The organism is Streptomyces sp. JJ38, from assembly GCF_019303475.1.
Lineage (GTDB): Bacteria > Actinomycetota > Actinomycetes > Streptomycetales > Streptomycetaceae > Streptomyces.
Map to the genome: position 1 here is coordinate 1 of NZ_JABLSI010000051.1, position 15305 is coordinate 15305.

Sequence of the window (15305 nt, forward strand, 5' to 3'; positions counted from 1 at the left end):
GGGCCGGTCCGGTGGCCGGCCCGGCCCCCGCGGCCCCGTCGGCGCCCGGGGAGCCTCCCGCGTCCCCGGAGCCGTGGCCGACCGCGGGCCCGTGCGCGTCCCCGGAACCCCCGGAGGCGCCGCCCGGCGCGGGGGCGGCCGCGAGGGCGTCGGTCCCGGCCGACCCGAGCCCGGCCAGCAGCCCGGTGCTCACGGGCACCAGGCCGAGCGCCACGAGCAGCCGCTCGGCGGGCACCAGCCCGGCCTCGTGCCCCGAGCAGACGGTGCACCCGCGGGCGTGCCGTGCCAGCCGCTTGCGCCACAGCGCTGAGGGACGCCCGTCCCAGGAGCCGAGCAGGTCCTGCAACAGCACGCAGCGCGGCACGGACGACAGCGCCCGCACCACCACCCGGGCGGTCTCCAACTGGGCCTTCATCCGCTGCACCCGCACCGCCGTGTGCTGCGGCGAGAGCTCCATCGCCGCCGCCACCTCCGCCCGCGTCAACTCGCCCGCGGCCTCCAGCCACCACAGCGAGAGCAGGGCGCGGTCGTCGTCGTCCAGCCAGCGGGTGGCCTCGGCCACCTCCTGCCGCTGCCCGGCCAGGCCCAGCCGGATGATCGTCAGGTCGACGAAGTCGGCACCCGGGTCCGCGACGTCCCAGGCCTCCTGGAGCCCTAGCCCGCTCTCGTCCCGCGCGGCCTGCCGGCGCCGCCACAGGTCGCGCACCCGGTTGGTGGCTATGGCGACCAGCCACGCCCGGAAGCGCTCCGGGTCGCGCAGGGTGCCGAGCCCCTGGAGGGCCCGCACGAACGTCTCCTGCACCACGTCGTCCACGTCCGCGTGCCCGTTCAGCGCCCGGCCCACCACGTTGTAGACGAGGGGCAGACAGGCGGCGACGAGCTCGTCCTGCGCCCTCTGGTCACCCGCCTGAGCCGCCCTGACCACCGCGACGTCGCACTCGCTGCCCACACCCGCCCCACTTCCCCGGGCCGCGCCCGCTGCTGGCTGATTCTCCGACACAGGGGAGACCGCGCCGTGGTCCCCGCGATAACAGAAAATCCTCTGGTGACCGGAACTCGGCACCGGCGATGCTATGACTCACCTCGTGGAGACGGTGCCCGGCGTCCACGTAGGCTGACGCACCGGAGAACACGCGCGTTCGAGTACGGCGGAGAGCACCGAATGACCGAAGTGGCCCCCCAGCGACTGCTGCGTGTCGTCATCGTCGACGACGAGGCGCTGATCAGATCCGGCTTCGCCATGATCCTCGGCACCGCCCCCGACCTGGACGTCGTCGCCACGGTGGCCGGCGCGGAGGCCGTCTCCACCGTCCGGCGGCTCGAACCCGACGCCGTGCTGCTCGACGTCCGGATGCCGGACGTCGACGGGCTCACCGTCCTGCGGCAGCTCAAGCGGCTGCCCCGGCCGCCGCACGTGGCCATGCTCACCACCTTCGACACCGACGAGTACCTCGGCGAGGCCCTGCACGCGGGCGCGGGCGGCTTCCTGCTCAAGGACACCGAGCCGGACATGCTCATCCGGTCCGTGCGGGCCCTGGCCACCGGCGCGGGCTGCCTGTCGGAATCCGTGCTGCGGCGGCTGCGCGCCGACGGCTCCCGCAAGAACGTGCCCTCGGCCGCCCACGCCGTGGCTGCCCTGTCCGAGCGGGAGCGGCGCATCCTGGCCCTGCTCGGCCACGGCATGTCCAACGCCGAGATCGGCACCCGGCTCATGCTCAGCACCAGCACCGTGAAGGACCACGTCAGCGTCCTCCTGACCAAGCTGGGCGTCAGCAACCGGGTCCAGGCCGCGGTGGTCGCCGAACGTGCCGGACTGCTCACCCCGGAGGCATCGTGAGGTTCTCCCCGACGGTCCGGGCCCGGGCCGTGGACGTCGGCCTGGCGGGTACGGCCGTGGTCGCGACCGTCCTGTACTACGACCGGCTCACCGAGTGGTCCTGCCTGCTCTCGCTGGCCGCGGCCGGTGCCCTGCTGCTGCGCCGCCGCTTCCCCCGCACCGTCTTCCTGATGACGTTGCCCGGGCTGCTCACCGGCGTCGCCCTCATCGCCGCGATGGTCGCGTTGGAGAACATCGTCCACGTCGAACGGCGCACGTGGCTCGTGCGGCTCGCCACCGCCTGCGTCGTGCTGGGAAGCTTCGTGCCCTGGCCGCTCCACCACCTGGTCGAGGCGACCCTGAGCGACAACGTGCAGGCCCTCATCTACGCCCTCATGCTCGGCATCCTGCCCGCCGTCATCGGCCTGCTGCGGCAGACGCGGCACGACCTGTCCGCCCGCATCACCGAGCTGGCCACCGTCCGCGACCACGAGCGCGCCCTGCACGCGGAGACCGTCGTGGCCCGCGAGCGGGCCCGCATCGCCCGGGAGATGCACGACGTCGTCTCCCACCAGGCCAGCCTGATCGCCGTGCAGGCCACCGCGCTGGAGCTGACCGCCGAACACGAGGCGACGCGCGAGGTCGCCGGCACCCTGCGCAAGTCCGCCGTCACCATCCTCCAGGAACTGCGCAGCATGGTCCTGGTGCTGCGCGCCTCCGGAGCGGGCCCCACGGAGCTGGCCCCCCAGCCCCGGCTGGCGGACCTGCCCCGTCTGGTGGAGGCCTCCGGCGTCCCGGCGACCCTGCACCTCGACACCCCTGCCGACGCGGTGCTGCCGGAAGGGGTCGAGCGCGCCGCCTACCGCACTGTCCAGGAGGCGCTGACCAACGTGCGCAAGCACGCCCCGGGCGCGTCCACCACGGTGGACGTCGAGGTGGACGAGGAGCGGGTGCTCGTCCGCGTCCGCAACGGCCCGGCCACCCTCCCGCCGGAGGGGCTGCCCTCCGGCGGCCAGGGCATCGTCGGCCTCCAGGAGCGGGTGACGCTGCTGGGCGGGACGTTCGCCGCCGAGCGCACGCCCGACGGCTTCACCGTCCGCGCCGTGCTCCCCCTCACCGACCCCGCGCCGCCCGAGACGCCCGCCGCCGCGCACGAGCGGCACCCCGTGGCCGTCACCGCCGAGCCCACATCGTCCGGGGCGCCACGGCGGCACCGCTGACCCGTGGCCCAGCCGAACGGGGACCGGCTCACGACGGCGAGCGCGGTACTCGCCGCGGCGGCGAGGAGCAGGAACGGTCGGTCTCGAAGCGCCGGTCCCACCCCGCCGCGCCGGGGCCGCCGCGGGGTATGGGCGTCGTCACGTCCGCCCCTTCTCCCCGCTCCGGCGCCCGGTCTCCCCGGCTCGACACCGGAACCGGGCGCCGGGGCCGAGTGCGCGCGGTCGTGCGGCGGATGCTCCGCTCATGCCAGGGCGCCCGAGGGCCGTGCGGGCACCGTCGCGCCGGCCGGGTGCGGCGTTCGGCAGAACGGCAGCTCGCGGACGTCGCCGCCGCCGAAGTGCGTCAGCAGCAGCCGGCAGTACTCGGCGTCCCGCTGGAGGTGCACGCAGTGGTCGGCCTCGGTGATCACGACGCTGCGGCCCCTCGGGTAGGTGGCGGCCAGCCGCCGCCCGTGCACCGACGGCGTCGCCCCGTCGTGCTCGCCGGTGAACATCACGGCCGGCACGTCCGGAACGGGGTCCGGGTACACCATCCGTGCGAGCCGCAGCCGGCGGAGGTTGTCGATCATCTTCGCCCTCGCGTCGTCGGAGGCGCGCAGGAAGTCGACAGTCAGCAGGCGTCGCACCGGTTCGCCCCGGCGGACTGCCCGCTCCGGGACGCGCGGGCTGAGGGAGTCCACCATGCGCTCGGCGAACGCCGCGAGCGCGCCGGCCGTCAGCAGCCTCTCCAGCTCCTCCAGGTCGTCCGCCTGCTCCGGCGCCAACGGCCCGGCGACGCCGCTGAGCGCGAGCGAGGCCACGGCGGCGGGGTGGCGCTGCGCCAGCCGCTGGCCGATCAGCGCCCCGAAGGACGCGCCGACCACGTGGCAGGGACCCGCGCCCGTGTGCTCGATGACCCGGTGCGCGGCGTCGGCCAGCAGGTCCGTCCCGATCGACGGGGACAGCGCGTCCGCGCCACCCCACCCGGGAAGATCGACGGTGATGACGGTGGCGGCCCGGCCCAGCAGCGTCTCGTGCCGCCGCCAGGAGTACATGTCCTGGAAGGCGCCCCCGATCAGCAGCACCGGAGCCAGCCTCGGTCTCGGGTGCGGCACCACGCGACAGCCGTAGGCGTATCCCTGGTGGCGCAGCGTGTGAACGAGCTGTTCGGGCACTTCCCACCGCTTTCGACGACGACATCCCCGCGCGTACGCGGCCGGCGGACGCCGACGTGCCCGGGGCGGCCGGGTTCGTTCGCGCGTCCCGACCGGCCAACGAGCGCCCTCGGCCGGGGTGCCCGGCCGCACCCCGAACGGAGGAACTAGTCGTACAGGAGCGTGTGCGCGACCGGCTCTCCTCTCGGTGCCGACGTGTGCGCCCCGGCGGCCGTCCTCACGCGGCTCAGGCGGCCTGCTCGGTGAGCGCGTCGAGGAGCTCGTCACGGCTCATCTTCGAGCGTCCCCTCACGCCCGCCTCGGCGGCTCGGTGGTACAGCTCGTCCTTGGTCAGCCCGGCCAGCTCGTCCCGGCCGTCCCGTCCCGCCCGCTTCCCGCCGGCCGCCCGCTCCCCGCCCAGCTTCCGGCGGCCGGAGCGGGCCTGCCTGACGCTGCGTTCCAGGGCGTCCATGAGGTCGACGACGTTGGTGGGCCGCGGTGCCTCCTCCGCCCGGACGACCTCCTCGCCCTTGACCTTCGCCTCGATCAGCCGCAGCACGCGCTCCTCGTAGGTGTCGTGGTAGTCCTCGGGCCGCCATTCGACGGCCATGGCGTCGACGAGCTGCCGGGCCGTGCGCAGCTTGCGCCGCTCGGGGCGGGCCTCGCCCGGCAGCGCGGGAAGCTCCTCGTGCGGGTCGCGGACCTCGTCGGCCCAGTGCAGGGTGTGCAGGGCGAGCACGTCGCCGTGGGCCCGGACGGCGACGAGGTGTTCCCTGCCGCGCATCGTGACCGTGGCGATCCCGGCCCGGCCGGCCTCGGCCAGCGCGCCGCGCAGCAGCGCGTACACGTCGCCGTACGCGTCCTCGCGCGGCGCGAGGTAGTACGTGTTCGCGAAGTAGACGGGCTCCACCTCGGCCAGGTCCACGAACCCCTGGACGTCGATCAGCTGGGACTTGCCCGGGGCGATCTCCTCCAGCTCGTCCCGCTCCACGACGACGTACTCGCCCTCGGAGACCTCGTAGCCCTTGACGATGTCGTCGTAGTCCACCTCCTCGCCGGTGCGCTCGTTGACGCGCTTGCGCCGCACCCGGTCGGAAGTGCCGCGCTCGAGCTGCCGGAAGTGCACGGTGTGGTCCTCGGTGGCCGTGTAGAGCCGCACCGGCAGGGTGACCAGCCCGAAGGACAGCACTCCACTCCACATGGGCCGTGCCATGACGACTCCCCGCCGTGGGAACGTGTTCGGACACCGGCGGCGGGTACCCGCGCACGCGTGACACTCACCCCCAGCGGCGGAGTTCCCGTGCGGGCACCGGTCGAGCAGGTGCGCACCTACGCGTGGACCATCCCGACCACCCGCCCGGAGTCCGACGCCACGCTCAGTTGGGACGCCACGACCGTGGTCGTCGTCGAGGTCAAGGCGCTCGGCGCCATCGGCACCGGCTGGACCTACGGGCACGAGGCCGTCGCCACCCTCGTCGACGACGTGCTGGCCGGGATCGTGCGCCGCTCGGACGCGCTCAGCCCGGGACGGACCTGGACGGCGATGCTGCACGCCTGCCGGAACATCGGCGTTCCCGGAGTGGCGGCCATGGCCGCCTCCGCCGTCGACACCGCGCTGTGGGACCTCAAGGCGCGGCTCCTGGGCGTTCCGCTGGTCACCGCGCTGGACGCGGTGCACGAGGTCGTGCCCGTCTACGGCAGCGGCGGTTTCACGTCGTGGTCGGACGCCGAGAACGCCGCCCAGCTCACCGAGTGGCTGCGGCAGGGCATCCCCCGGGTGAAGATCAAGGTGGGCCGGGACCCGGCGGCCGACCCGGCCCGGCTGCGCTCGGCCCGTTCGGTGGTCGGGCCGGAGACCGAGCTGTACGTGGACGCAGGCGGCGGCTACTCCCGCAAGGACGCCCTGAGCTGGGCCGGGTACTTCGCCGACCAGGGGGTGCGCTGGCTGCAGGAGCCGGTCAGCTCCGACGACCTGGAGGGCCTGCGGCTGCTGCGGGACCGGGCCCCCGGCGGGCTGGAGATCGCGGCCGGAGAGTACGGCTTCGGACTGCCCCACTTCCGGCGGATGCTGGAGGCCGGGGCGGTGGACTGCCTGGTGGCGGACGTCACCCGCTGCGGCGGATTCACCGGGTTCCGGCGTGTGGCCGCCCTGTGCGACGCCCGGGGCGTCAGCCTGTCCGCCCACGGCGCGCCGCAGCTCAGCGCGCACGCCTGCGCGGCGGTGTGGCACCTGCGTCACCTGGAGTATTTCCACGACCACGTCCGTATCGAGGAACTGTTGTTCGACGGAGTGCTGCGGCCGGAGTCCGGCGGAGTGCTGCGCCCGGACCGCGCGCGCCGCGGTCACGGGCTCACGCTGGTCCCGGGCCGGGTCGCGCGTTACCGCGTGCGCTGAACGGAGGGAGGAGTCCCATGGCAGGCAGGCGCGGGACGGCGGACGACTCGCATGCGGAGTACCGCGCGTTCGAGGGCGTCATCGCCGAGGGCGGGGACGGCGCGGGCGCCGGGACCGTCTGGGACGAGTGCGCCTCCGAGAACCTCAGCACGGACGAGGGCGGCGAGCCGGTCCCGCGCGCCGAGGCGCTGGAGCGCGGGCTCGTCTTCTTCCGGCTGGCGGGCCGGAAGCTGCACGGCGGCTACGCGCCCACCCGCGTCCGCGGCGGTGAGCTGCCCGTCTGGCTGCTGGTCAGGCGGGCCGACCGGGATGTCTCGCGGGCCGGCGCCCCCGACCCGGGGCGGGGGCGCCCGGCACGTACCGGGCGCCCCCCGCGGCAGGTGGCCGAGGAGGCGGGGGAGCGGCCGTGAGCGGCCTCCTGGACCGGCTCCCGGACCGCCACCGCCGGCTGCTGCGCCCCGCCCCGGAGCATCCGGGCCCGCCCATGCTCGCCGTGCTCAGCGACCGCCGCTCCTTCAGCGACGCCTGGCTCTTCGAGCGCAAGTTGGACGGCGTGCGGCTGCTGGCCGAGCGGTACGGGGACGAGGCCCGGCTGCTCTCCCGGAACGGCGAACGGCGAGACGACACGTACCCGGAGATCGTGGAGGCCCTGGCCGGGCAGCGCCGTCAGGACTTCACGGTGGACGGGGAGCTCGTCGCGCTGCGGGGCGGGCGCACGGACTTCGCCCTGCTCCAGCAGCGCATGGGGATCAGCCGCCCGCGCGCGGCCCGGGCCAGCGGCATCGCCGTCCTGTACTACGTCTTCGACCTGCTGAGCCTGGACGGCACCGACATCCGTCGGCTGCCGCTGCGCGTCCGCAAGTCCCTCCTGCGCGACGCGCTCGACTTCCGTCCCCCGCTGCGCTTCACCGTCCACCGCAACCGGAACGGCCAGGACCTGCTGGCCGACGCCTGCGCCCGCGGCTGGGAGGGGCTGATCGCCAAACGGGCCGACGCCGCCTACGTCCCGCGCCGATCCCCGGACTGGCTCAAGCTCAAGTGCGCCCAGGGGCAGGAGCTCGTCATCGCCGGCTTCACCGAGGCGTCCGGCAGCCGGGCGGGCTTCGGCTCCCTGCTGCTCGGCTATTACGAGGACGACCGGCTGCGCTACGCCGGCAAAGTCGGCACCGGCTTCGACCACCGCACCCTGCGCACCCTGCGCGAGCGGCTCGACGGCCTGCGACGTGAGCGCTCGCCCTTCTCCGACTCCGTGCGCGAACGCGGCGCGCGCTGGGTGCGCCCCGAACTGGTCGCGGAGGTCGGCTTCACGGAGTGGACCACCGCCGGACGGCTGCGGCACCCCCGCTACCTGGGACTGCGCGACGACAGGGCGGCCCGCGACGTGCGCCGCGAACGCCCCACGGGGAGGACCCGATAACCGCGGGCCACACCATCAGCACCGGCCGGCGGACGATCGCGATCAGCCCCGCGTGGACCGGCCGGACCACCCCGACCGGCTCAGCGTCGACCTCGACCTGCCGGGTGACGACTTCGCGGCCGTGCGGCGGGCGGAGCGCTGGCTGCGCGAGCTGCTGACGGAACCGGGGCTCCCGTCCCGGGTGATGTCCACCGGCTCGCGCGGGCTGCACGTCCTCGTGCCCCTCGACCGGCGCGCCGACTCCGACGCCGTCCGCCCGCGCCGCCGCCCGTCGGCCGGCCCGGCTGCGGGCGGACGGCCGAGCGGAACCGATTCGGCACCCGCACCGCGTGGTGGCGGCCGTGGCGGCGTGTCCGGGGTCATGATGCTGGTGGGCTGACGAGGGAGGCTGCGCCGTGCTGGTCCTGCTCGCCGTGCACGCGGCGGCGGCAGTCGCGATGCCGTGGTACGCGCGGTGGCTGGGCCGTGACGTCTGGCTCCTCGCCGCCTGCGTCCCCCTCGCCGTCGTCGTCTGGGCGACCGTCAGGTCCGCCGGTGTGCTGGGCGGGACGCCCGTCGGGGAGTCCGTGGCCTGGGCCCCCGCGCTCGGCCTGGAGCTGCGGTTCCGGCTGGACACCCTGGCGCTGCTGATGGTGTGGGTGATCGGGAGCGTGGGCGCGGCCGTGCTCGTCTACTCGCGCTACCACCTGCCCCGCGACCCGGGGCGCGCGGCCGGGCTCCTGCTCGCGTTCGCCGGGGCGATGACGGGCCTCGTGCTGGCCGACAACCTGTTCCTGCTCTACGTCTTCTGGGAACTGACGACGATCGCCTCCTTCCTCCTGATCGCCGGCCGGGGGGAACAGGCCGTGCGGCGACGGGCGGCGCGGCAGGCGCTCCTGGTCACCACCTCCGGCGGACTGCTGATGCTGCTGGGGTTCGTGCTGCTCGGGCAGGCCGCGGGCGGCTACGGCGTCGCGAGCCTGGTGGCGGAGCCGCCGCGGGGCGGCGCGGTGACGGCGGCCGTGGTGCTGGTGCTCGTCGGGGCGTTCGCCAAGTCGGCGCAGATGCCGCTGCACGGCTGGCTCCCGGCCGCCATGGTCGCGCCCACGCCCGTCAGCGCGTTCCTGCACGCCGCGGCCATGGTGAAGGCGGGCGTCTACCTCGTCGCCCGGCTGGCGCCCGGTCTGGCGGAGGTCGGCCCCTGGCGGCCCATGGTGTTCACGGTCGGCCTCGTCAGCCTGGTGCTCGGAGCCCGGCGCGCGTTGCGCGAGACCGACCTCAAACGGCTGCTGGCCTACGGCACCATCAGCGAACTGGGGCTCCTCGTCGTGCTGCTGGGGGCCGGTACCCGGACGGCGGCGCTGGCCGGAGAGGTCATGCTGCTGGCGCACGCGATGTTCAAGGCGGCGCTCTTCCTGGTCGTCGGGCTCTGGGACCACCACCTCGGCAGCCGGGACCTGCGCGAACTCTCCGGCGCCGCGAGGACGCTGCCGACGGTGGCCGTGGTCGCCGTCGTCGCCGCGGCCTCCATGGCCGGGGTACCGCCCGCGCTCGGCTTCCTCGGCAAGGAGGCGGCCTACGAGGCGTTCGTCCACGGCGGGCTCGCGGCGGACCCGCTGGTGCTCACCGGCGTGGTGGCGGGCTCGGCCCTGACGGTCGCCTACGCGATCCGCTTCCTGCGGGGCGCCTTCGGCGGCGCCGCGGAGCCACGGGACCGCGGCGCCGCCGCCGGATACGTGGCACCGGCGGCACTGCTGTCCGTCGCCGGACTCGCCACCGGCCTCTGGTACGGCGGCACCCAGGCCGCCGTCGCCCCCTACGCCGACGCGTATCCGGCCGGGCCGGGGAAGCCGTACGAGCTCGCGCTGTGGCACGGGCCGACCGCGGCAGCCGGTCTGTCCGTGCTCACCCTGACGCTCGGCGGGCTCGGCTATCTCCTCCTCGGCCGGTCCGGGCTGCGCCCCGGTGCCGCCGCGCCCCGCGCCCGGCTGCCCGACGTCCAGCGCCTCCAGGAGCGGGCCGTCGCCGGGCTGGACCGGACGGCCGCCGGGCTGACCCGGCACACCGAGGTCGGCTCCCTGCCCGTCTACCTGACCGTGCTGCTGATCACGGTGGTGCTCGTCCCCGGGGTGACCCTGATCCGCCGACTGCCGCCACTGGACGCCCCGAGGCCGTGGGCGGTGGGCCTTGAGGTGCCGGTGGCCGCCGTCATCCTGGCCGCGACGGTCGCCGTGGTCGTCACCCGCCGTCGGCTGACGGGCATTCTGCTGGCCGGCGCGGTGGGCTACGGCGTCGCGACGCTCTTCCTCCTCTACGGCGCCCCCGACCTGGCGCTCACCCAGTTCCTGGTGGAGACGATGACCCTGGTCGTGGTCGTCCTCGTGCTGCGTCGGCTGCCCCCGCGGTTCACCCCCGGACGCACCGCCCGGCGGGCCCGTGCCGCACGGGCCGCCGCCGCTGCGGCCGTGGGCTGCCTCGTCGGCGGGCTCGCGCTGCTGGCGACGTCGGCGCGGACGGCCCCCGCACCCGCGGGCGCCTACCTGCGCCGCCTGGCCGAGACCGGGGCGGAGAACGCGGTCAACGCGATCATCGTCGACTTCCGTGCCCTGGACACCATCGGCGAGGTGTCCGTGCTGCTCGTCACCTCGATCGGCGTGGTGAGCCTCGTCCGGCTCTGGAGCCGGGGCGCTCCGCAGCGGCGCGAGCCGAACGCCGACGACAAGCCGTTGTCCCCCATGGCGCACGAGGACGAGCCGCGCGAGCGGTGGCTGCCCGGCGCCGACGAGAGGCCCGGAGGGGAGCGCTCCGTGCTGCTCGAAGTGATCACCCGGCTGCTCTTCCCCTCGGCGCTCGTGCTCTCGCTGTTCCTGCTCTTCTCGGGCCACTACGGCCCCGGCGGCGGCTTCGCCGGCGGGCTCGTCGCCGGACAGGCGTTCGTGCTGCGGTACCTGGTGGGCGGCCGGGCGGACCTCGGCGCCGCGTCCCCCGTGGGGGCCGGACAGCTCGCCGGCGGCGGGCTGGCGCTGATGGCCGGGCTCGGGCTGCTGCCGAGACTTTTCGGCGGTGAGCCGCTGTCCAGCGCGCTGCCGACCGCCCGGCTGCCCTGGATCGGCGAAGTCCACTTCTCCACCAGCGTGTTCTTCGACGTCGGCGTCTACCTGCTGGTCGTCGGCGTCACGCTCAAGCTGCTCTCGGCCGTCGGGGTGAGCCTGGACCGGGCCCCCGAGGCCGAGCGGACGGGAGGGAGCCGCTCGTGAGCACGCTCGACATGACGATGGCCGCCGTCGTCGGCGGACTGTTCGCGGCCGGCTTCTACCTGATGCTCCAACGCTCGCTGATGCGCATCGTCCTGGGGTTCATCGTGCTCGGCCACGGCACCAACCTGCTCCTGCTCGTCGCCGGAGGACCGCCCGGGCGCCCGCCCGTCGTCCAGGGGGGCGCCGGCGGGCCGGGCAGCCCCGAGGCCACCGCCGAGTACGCCGACCCGCTGCCTCAGGCCATGGCCCTGACCTCGATCGTCATCACCTTCGGGCTCACCGCCTTCCTCCTCGCGCTGGCCTACCGCTCCTGGCTGATCTCCGGCCACGACGAGGTCCGGGACGACGTGGGGGACCGGCTCATCGGCACCCCGCGGGCTCGCAGAGCTGCCGCGGAGGACCGGGACGCCCCCGAGGAGGCCCGGTGACCAGCGTGCTCCCGGCCCTCCCCGTCCTGCTCCCGCTGCTCGCCGCGTGCGCCGCCGTCGCCGGGCTCCGGGGCGCCCCCATGCGGCTGCTGGCCGTGGGAGCCCTCACCGCCGTGCTGGCCGCCTCGGCCACGCTGCTGGTCCGCTCCGACGCCCACGGCCCCGTCGTCCTGCACGCCGGGGGCTGGCCCCCGCCGCTCGGCATCGCTCTCGTCGCCGACCGGCTGTCCGCCCTGCTGCTCACCGTCTCCGTCCTGGTCGCCCTCGCCGTCCTGCTGTTCGCCATCGGGCAGGGCATCACCGAGGACCGCCCCGGCACCGCCGCCGTCCTGCACCCCGCCTACCAGGTCCTGGTGGCCGGGATCGCGCTCGCCTACCTCTCGGGCGACCTGTTCAACCTCTTCGTCGCCTTCGAGGTCATGCTGGGCGCGTCCTACGTGCTCATCACCATGGACGGCGGCGCCCTGCGCACCCAGGCGGGCATGACCTACACGGTGGTCAGCCTCACCTCCTCGCTGCTGCTCCTCACCACCACCGCGCTGCTGTACGCGGCGACCGGAACGGTGACGCTCGCCCAGCTCACCGAGCGCGTGGCCGGGCTCCCGGAGGGCCTGCGCGGCGCGCTGGGCCTGCTGTTGCTCACCGTCTTCGGGATCAAGGCAGCGGTGGTTCCGCTGCACTTCTGGCTGCCGGACAGCTACCCGACGGCACCGGCCCCGATCACCGCCGTCTTCGCCGCGCTGCTGACCAAGGTCGGGATGTACGCGCTGCTGCGCACGCAGACCCTCGTCTTCCCCCGCGAGGGGGTGTGGCCGCTGCTGGCGGTGGTGGCCATCACGACCATGCTCACGGGCATCCTCGGCGCCATCGCCCAGGACGACGTCAACCGGCTGCTGTCCTTCGCCCTGGTGAGCCACATCGGGTTCATGCTCTTCGGGCTCGCGCTGTTCGACGTGCCGGGGCTCACGGGCACCCTCCTGTACATGGTCCACCACATCCTGGTGCAGGCCGCGCTGTTCCTCGCCGCCGCCCTGGCGGTCCGTCAGACGGGCACCACGGCCCTGCACCGGATGCGCGCCCGGGCCGGCCCCGCCGCGTCGGTGGCCGCCCTGTTCGGGCTGGCGGCGATGAGCCTGGCCGGCGTCCCGCCCTTCTCCGGCTTCGTGGCGAAGCTCGCGCTGCTGCGGGCGGGCGCCGAGAGCGGGGGCGCCGGCTACGCCCTCTCCGGGGCGGCGCTGCTCACCAGCTTGTTGACGCTCTACGCCATGGTCAAGATCTGGAACGCCGCCTTCGGCACCGGGCCACCGCTCCAGGGCGACTCCGCCCTGGCCGGACCGGCGCCCGCCCCCGGCCACGCCCGCCCCACACGGTCCCCGCGCCGCCGGGGCTCCCTGCTCATGCTCGGGACGACGGCCGGGATGGCGCTCACCGGCGTGCTCGTCGCCGTCCTCGCCGAGCCGCTGACCCGGGTCGGGGAACAGGCGGCCGAGGACCTGTTGCGGCCCGAGGCGTACCGGAACGCCGTCCTCCCCGGGGAGGACGGATGAGCCTGCGCGACCGGGTCCCGCGTCTCGCCCGCCACGGCTGGACGGTCGGCTGGCTCTGGCTGGTCTGGGTGGCGCTGTGGGGATCGCTGAGCGCTCCGGTGCTCGCCTCCGGCGGCCTGGTGGCGCTGGGGATCGTGCTGGTGTTCCGGCTCCCCCCGGTGACGACCGCCGCCGTGCGCCCGGCGCGCGTCGTCCTGCTGGTGGGCCATCTGTTGCTGAGTGCGATCGGCGCGGCGGCGGTGATCGCCTGGGAGGCGGTACGGCACGGTCCGCGCACCCACGTGGCGATCGTCGAGGTGCCACTGCGCGCCGACACGGACCTGCTGGTGACCCTCGTGGCGAACCTGACGACCCTGACGCCCGGCACCCTCGTCCTGGAGATCGACCGGGGCCGCCGCACGCTCTACGTACACGCCCTCCCGGTGCGGGACGCCGCCGGCGCGGAACGCGTCCGGCGGCGGGTGCGCTCCGTCGACCTGCGGGTCGTGCGGGCCCTGGGACGGCGACCCGAGGCAGCGGAGGAGACGCCGTGACCGTGTTCTACACCCTCGCGATGGCCCTGCTCGCCGTGGCCGGGGGGCTGACCGTGGTGCGGCTCCTGCGCGGCCCCGGCGCCCTGGACCGGATCGTGGCCCTGGACGCGCTGGTCACCATGATCGTCGCGGGCATGGCCGTCCATCTCGCGGCGCACGGGGAGGCGTCCGTCCTTCCGCTGCTGCTCGTCCTGTCCCTGTTGGCGTTCATCGGTTCGGTGACCGCGGCCCACGTCATCGAGAAGAAGGAGCGCATCCGGTGAGCTTCGTGCTCGACGTCGCCAGCATCGTGCTGGTGCTCGCCGGTGTCCTGTTCTGCCTGCTCGCCGCGGTCGGCCTGCTGCGCTTCCCCGACACCTCCACGCGGCTGCACGCCGCCGCGAAGGCCCAGACCGTCGGCGTCCTGCTCACCCTGAACGGCGCCGCGTTCCAGGTGCCCGCGGGCGATGTCCCGACACTGCTGCTCGTCGCGCTGTTCCAGTTCGCCACCGTGCCGGTGACCGCGCAGATCGTGGGGCGCACGTCCTATCGCGTCAGGGAGCTGGACCGCGACAGGGTCTCCCGCGACGAACTCGCCGGCCACCTGAGGGAGCGCCCGGCCCCGGACCACGACGCGGACGACGGCGCAGGCAACGGATCGGGCGGCGGATCGGGCAGCGGCACGGACGACGGACCGGGCAACGGCACGGATATGCCCGGCTCCTGACGCCGCCTCCGCGACGCCCCGGCCGGGGCGCGGTCGCCGGGGCCACCGTGCCCGTGTGGTGGTTACGGCGCCTGTGGGTCTCCGGCCGCCCCCCGGCCGTCGTCACTGTCCCGGCGCAGCGCGTCGACCTGGCCGGTCAGGGTCTCCACCCGGGCGGCGAGGTGCGGATGCCGGGGCAGCAGATGGGAGTGGGTGGCCGCGAGAGGGCCGAGGAGACCTGCGGCGTCGTCGTGTGCGAGCGCTCCGGTGAGACGGGCCAGGACCTGCCGCGCGGGGTCGGGAAGGTCGGTGAGCCCGGTGATCTGCCCGGCGAGGCTGCGCAGATCGGCGGCGTTCCCCCGGGCCCAGGCCGTGACGGTGCGGTCGGCCGCCCGGCGGTCGCGCGTGGCGCGCACGCGCTGCTCTCCGGTGCTTCCGGCGGCGCCCGGGCGGACCCTCAGATACCGGCGCTCGGCGGCCTGCCGACTGGCGACGCCGAGTGGATGAGCCAGCTCGGCCCAGCTCGCCCCCGCCCCGCGCGCCGCCTCGATGAGCGCGGGCTCCCACGTGGCCAGCCGTTCCCGCAGCTCCCGCAGGAGCAGCAGGGCAGCCAGCGCCTGCTCGGGATCCCCCTGCTCGCCCCCGGGGCCCCCGGGGCCTCCGGGGCCTCGGGGCGCTTCCGCCCGGGAGGCCGTGGCCGTCCCGTCGCCGCTGCCGTGGGCGGTGCGGACGGCGCGGTCGATGGCGGACAGGGCCGCCTCGGCGGCAGCCAGGGACAGGTGGGGGGCCTCGCCGTGCGGGCGGTCCGGGCCGGATCGGTCCGCTGCGCTCATGGACGTCTCCTTCGGCGGTTCGGGCAGAGCGGTGGCACGCTAGCGCGCGATCCACGTCATCG

At 75.1% G+C, this 15305-nt stretch carries 16 protein-coding genes; 12 read left to right on the forward strand and 4 right to left on the reverse strand.

Annotation, left to right across the window (positions count from 1 at the left end; all coding sequences use genetic code 11):
* On the reverse strand, positions 1–949 hold a 949-nt coding region (locus HPT28_RS22485), incomplete at its 3' end, for an RNA polymerase sigma factor (RefSeq protein ID WP_219093008.1).
* A gap of 213 nt (positions 950–1162) precedes the next feature.
* Between HPT28_RS22485 and HPT28_RS22490 the strand changes: the two genes are divergently transcribed.
* Positions 1163–1837, forward strand: coding sequence for a response regulator transcription factor (locus tag HPT28_RS22490; protein ID WP_219093009.1), 675 nt, complete (start codon positions 1163–1165; stop codon positions 1835–1837).
* Complete coding sequence (locus HPT28_RS22495; RefSeq protein ID WP_219093010.1) at positions 1834–3036, forward strand: histidine kinase; 1203 nt, start codon at positions 1834–1836, stop codon at positions 3034–3036. Before HPT28_RS22490 ends, HPT28_RS22495 begins: the two co-directional genes overlap by 4 nt.
* Positions 3037–3278: 242 nt before the next feature.
* On the opposite strand, the gene HPT28_RS22500 is transcribed toward HPT28_RS22495, so the two are convergent.
* Both HPT28_RS22500 and HPT28_RS22505 read right to left on the reverse strand, forming a co-directional pair.
* A complete protein-coding gene (locus HPT28_RS22500) occupies positions 3279–4100 on the reverse strand; it encodes an alpha/beta fold hydrolase (protein WP_219093011.1) in 822 nt (273 codons plus the stop codon).
* Positions 4101–4416: 316 nt separating this feature from the next.
* A complete protein-coding gene (locus HPT28_RS22505; RefSeq protein WP_219093012.1) occupies positions 4417–5382 on the reverse strand; it encodes a Ku protein in 966 nt (321 codons plus the stop codon).
* 57 nt (positions 5383–5439) lie between these two features.
* Here HPT28_RS22505 and HPT28_RS22510 point away from each other — a divergent pair, with 57 nt between their 5' ends.
* Genes HPT28_RS22510 through mnhG form a run of 10 tightly spaced genes read left to right on the forward strand, consistent with a single transcriptional unit; the run spans position 5440 to position 14431 of the window.
* Positions 5440–6564, forward strand: a complete 1125-nt coding sequence (locus tag HPT28_RS22510) for an enolase C-terminal domain-like protein (RefSeq protein WP_308119449.1) — start codon at positions 5440–5442, stop codon at positions 6562–6564.
* 17 nt (positions 6565–6581) lie between these two features.
* On the forward strand, positions 6582–6974 hold the full coding sequence (locus HPT28_RS22515; protein ID WP_219093013.1) for a hypothetical protein: 393 nt from the start codon (positions 6582–6584) through the stop codon (positions 6972–6974).
* A complete protein-coding gene (gene ligD / locus HPT28_RS22520) occupies positions 6971–7981 on the forward strand; it encodes a non-homologous end-joining DNA ligase (RefSeq protein WP_219093014.1) in 1011 nt (336 codons plus the stop codon). Before HPT28_RS22515 ends, ligD begins: the two co-directional genes overlap by 4 nt.
* A gap of 52 nt (positions 7982–8033) precedes the next feature.
* Positions 8034–8360 carry a hypothetical protein gene (locus HPT28_RS27775; RefSeq protein WP_374227000.1) on the forward strand — a complete coding sequence of 109 codons (327 nt, stop codon included), beginning with the start codon at positions 8034–8036 and terminating at the stop codon, positions 8358–8360.
* 16 nt (positions 8361–8376) lie between these two features.
* Positions 8377–11217, forward strand: coding sequence for a Na+/H+ antiporter subunit A (locus HPT28_RS22530; RefSeq protein ID WP_219093015.1), 2841 nt, complete (start codon positions 8377–8379; stop codon positions 11215–11217).
* The gene (locus HPT28_RS22535) at positions 11214–11645 is read left to right on the forward strand and encodes a Na(+)/H(+) antiporter subunit C (protein ID WP_308119450.1); all 432 of its coding nucleotides are present in this window, start codon (positions 11214–11216) and stop codon (positions 11643–11645) included. Before HPT28_RS22530 ends, HPT28_RS22535 begins: the two co-directional genes overlap by 4 nt.
* Positions 11642–13192: a Na+/H+ antiporter subunit D gene (locus HPT28_RS22540; protein WP_219093016.1), complete on the forward strand. Its 1551-nt coding sequence runs from the start codon at positions 11642–11644 to the stop codon at positions 13190–13192. Before HPT28_RS22535 ends, HPT28_RS22540 begins: the two co-directional genes overlap by 4 nt.
* Positions 13189–13725, forward strand: coding sequence for a Na+/H+ antiporter subunit E (locus tag HPT28_RS22545; protein ID WP_219093017.1), 537 nt, complete (start codon positions 13189–13191; stop codon positions 13723–13725). Before HPT28_RS22540 ends, HPT28_RS22545 begins: the two co-directional genes overlap by 4 nt.
* Positions 13722–13988 carry a monovalent cation/H+ antiporter complex subunit F gene (locus HPT28_RS22550; RefSeq protein ID WP_219093018.1) on the forward strand — a complete coding sequence of 89 codons (267 nt, stop codon included), beginning with the start codon at positions 13722–13724 and terminating at the stop codon, positions 13986–13988. Before HPT28_RS22545 ends, HPT28_RS22550 begins: the two co-directional genes overlap by 4 nt.
* Positions 13985–14431 (forward strand): monovalent cation/H(+) antiporter subunit G, encoded by a 447-nt coding sequence (mnhG, locus tag HPT28_RS22555; RefSeq protein ID WP_219093019.1) that lies wholly within the window; start codon positions 13985–13987, stop codon positions 14429–14431. Before HPT28_RS22550 ends, mnhG begins: the two co-directional genes overlap by 4 nt.
* Before the next feature lie 62 nt (positions 14432–14493).
* Here the strand turns inward: mnhG and HPT28_RS22560 are convergent, their stop codons facing one another.
* A complete protein-coding gene (locus HPT28_RS22560; RefSeq protein ID WP_219093020.1) occupies positions 14494–15243 on the reverse strand; it encodes a type III effector protein in 750 nt (249 codons plus the stop codon).
* Positions 15244–15305: the final 62 nt, after the last annotated feature.

Coding starts and splice junctions, on each gene's coding strand:
- HPT28_RS22490 (WP_219093009.1), top strand. CDS start 1,163: ATGACCGAAGTGGCCCCCCAGCGACTGCTGCGTGTCGTCATCGTCGAC.
- HPT28_RS22505 (WP_219093012.1), bottom strand. CDS start 5,382: ATGGCACGGCCCATGTGGAGTGGAGTGCTGTCCTTCGGGCTGGTCACC.
- HPT28_RS22545 (WP_219093017.1), top strand. CDS start 13,189: ATGAGCCTGCGCGACCGGGTCCCGCGTCTCGCCCGCCACGGCTGGACG.
- HPT28_RS22560 (WP_219093020.1), bottom strand. CDS start 15,243: ATGAGCGCAGCGGACCGATCCGGCCCGGACCGCCCGCACGGCGAGGCC.
- HPT28_RS22515 (WP_219093013.1), top strand. CDS start 6,582: ATGGCAGGCAGGCGCGGGACGGCGGACGACTCGCATGCGGAGTACCGC.